The sequence below is a fragment of the Streptomyces ossamyceticus genome, from assembly GCF_001418475.1.
Lineage (GTDB): Bacteria > Actinomycetota > Actinomycetes > Streptomycetales > Streptomycetaceae > Streptomyces > Streptomyces ossamyceticus.
This window is the reverse complement of record NZ_LIQX01000874.1, coordinates 1-2,297: the sequence shown is the minus strand read 5'-3', so window position 1 is coordinate 2,297 and position 2,297 is coordinate 1. Positions and strand designations below refer to the sequence as shown.

Here is a 2,297-nt window from a genome sequence, read left to right as displayed (position 1 = left end):
GGTGACCGCGGCGAGCAGCACCGCCGCGGTGACCAGCGGTGTCATGGGGTTCCGTTCTGTGAGTCGGTGGGCATGGCGCGCACGATAGCGCGCGGCGGTTCTGGGGTCGGGCGCCTTGTGGCTCGGGTGGGCGCCCGTCGTTGGCGGGTGCGGGTGCGTCGTGGTTTCTCGCGCAGTTCCCCGCGCCCCTGAAGGCTTCAGGCCTGCGGCCCGGCCTTCATCCTGAGAAGCACGGGGCGCGGCTCCGGTCGTCTTTCAGGGGCGCGGGGAACTGCGCGACAAGCCCCCACCCACCCGTAGCCGCCGAACAGACAGCGCTCCCCCGAGCCATGAGGCGCCCGGCGCCCGGCGCCCTCACAGCGGTACCGACACCCGCACCCCCACCCTCGTCCTCGTCGCGACCAGCTGGCCGTCCTGCGGATACGCGTGCCACGTACGCCAGTGCACCTGGCCCTCGTAGCGCTGCGCGAGCATCGCCGTGAAGGCGTGAGGGCTGCCGGGGAAGACGCCGGCGAGTCCGTGGGGGTGGTCGGAGACGAGCGCGAGGAGTTCCTGGGCGCGGCCGGCGAAGGAACCGGGCGACAACACCTCGACGCGGGCGGCGAATTCGTACTCCCAGTCGCCCACCCTCTTGGCCACCCCGAGCGGGAGGGGCGTGCTGGAACCAGGGATGCAGGCGACCGTCTCCGAACAGTGACTGCCCCTCTCCTCCTCCAGGAGCACCTGGTGGGACGCGCCGAGAAGCCTCAACTGAAGCTTCGCGCCCGCGAGTTCGAGGTCGAGCGTGGCGAGCGCTGGCAGCGGTTCGCGGCCCAGGGCCCACGCCAGGTCGGCCGCGCGGGTGTCGGTGTAGGTCGTGTTCAGGGTCGTGAGCATGGGTCGGCTCCGCTAGCACGCAAAGAAGATGAAGAAGAGGGGTGGTCCGGCGCACCCCGCTTCGGCACCGGGGGTGGGGGTCCGGTCAGCCAGGTCGGGGTGGGGACGACGTCCCAGCGGTCCGGTCAGCCAGGACAGGCCTGCCGGGAGGGACGTCCGGGGGCTGCGTTGGCGATTTATAGGGAATCATGAACTGTGGTGCCACCACAGCGTTTTTACCCAACTTGACGTGCTTTCCATCCCCTCGAGGGCTGTACAGCTCAACTGTTCAACCAGGCGTACGCCCCTGCCATGGAAGTGCTACTCGTGCTCCCGTTCCGGCGGGCGTGCGAACGAGGGGGAGCGCCCACCGGCCAACCGGACCCTCCAGGCGTACCCAGGCGTACCCAGGCGTGCACCTGGGGCACGCGGTCCGCGGAGCGGGAGGTACGACGGGATCGCCCCCCTGCGGACGATCAGCGGCCCGGCGTACACGCGAGCGCCCGCCGGGAGTTCGATCCCGGCGGGCGCTCGTGTCGTGGAGCTCGGCTGCCCCGTGTCAGCTGCCTCCACCGCATCCGCCCCCGCCTCCGCAGGAGGACCCGCACGACGAACTGCTGCCGCACGACGACGAGCTGCTGCACGACGACGAGCTGCTCCCGCAGGACGACGAACCGCCGCCCCCGGACGAGGAGTGCCTGTCGTCGCTCGACGAGGACGAGCCGCTGTCGCCGACGGCGGCGGCCCCGCCGAGGACCCACCAGCTCTGGTCGCTGCCGTGGTGCGTGTCGCTGTGGCTGCTGCCACGGCGGGCGCTCCCGCCGCCGTGACCGCCCGTACGGTAGCTGCCCGATCGCAGGGCGCGGGCGGTGCTTCTCCTGACGGACACGACGACCGTCGTGAGCACCACGAAGACGACCCCCAGGATGATGGCCACGAGCACGATCGCGTTCATGGCGCCACCCCCCTTCTCTTTCTCTCAGTCCCCCGAGGCGACCCCCCGTGGGTGCCTCGCCTTGTTCTCGTGCGGTGCCGCCGAGCCCCCCGGCTCAGCTGCCGCCGCCGCATCCGCCACCGCCGCCGCACGAGGAGCCTCCGCCGCAGGAGGAGCTGCCCCCGCAGCCCCCGCCACCGGAGTTCCCGCCGTCGGCCCACCAGCTTCCCCGGCGGCGGCCGTAGGCACCGGCCCGTACCGACTTCCTGGAGCTGACGATGACGGCGAACACCACGATCAGTCCGATGCAGGCGATCCCCACCACGATGCCGATGTCCATGGCACCGTCCCCCTTTCCGTTGTCCCCCGTTGTTCCGCGGAACGACCCCCGTGGGCGTCCCGTCGTCCAGCGTGACGCTGGGATGCCCGTGCGCGCGGGCGTTCAAAGCGGAGTTGAGCAAGTCCAGAGGTACGCGGTCAGTCGCCGCCTCCGCCGCCACCCCCGCAG

General features: G+C 71.5%; 3 protein-coding genes. 1 reads left to right on the top strand and 2 read right to left on the bottom strand.

The genetic code is table 11. From position 1 onward, the window contains the following. Positions 1-354: 354 nt before the first annotated feature. Positions 355-876 carry a DUF2617 family protein gene (locus AOK15_RS40010; RefSeq protein WP_055524030.1) on the bottom strand — a complete coding sequence of 174 codons (522 nt, stop codon included), beginning with the start codon at positions 874-876 and terminating at the stop codon, positions 355-357. A 512-nt stretch (positions 877-1,388) separates the two neighbouring features. On the opposite strand from AOK15_RS40010, the gene AOK15_RS46300 reads away from it, so the two are divergent. Further along, positions 1,389-1,685, top strand: coding sequence for a hypothetical protein (locus AOK15_RS46300; protein ID WP_055524028.1), 297 nt, complete (start codon positions 1,389-1,391; stop codon positions 1,683-1,685). 219 nt (positions 1,686-1,904) lie between these two features. Here the strand turns inward: AOK15_RS46300 and AOK15_RS45425 are convergent, their stop codons facing one another. After that, positions 1,905-2,129: a hypothetical protein gene (locus AOK15_RS45425; protein ID WP_055524027.1), complete on the bottom strand. Its 225-nt coding sequence runs from the start codon at positions 2,127-2,129 to the stop codon at positions 1,905-1,907. Positions 2,130-2,297 lie beyond the last annotated feature (168 nt).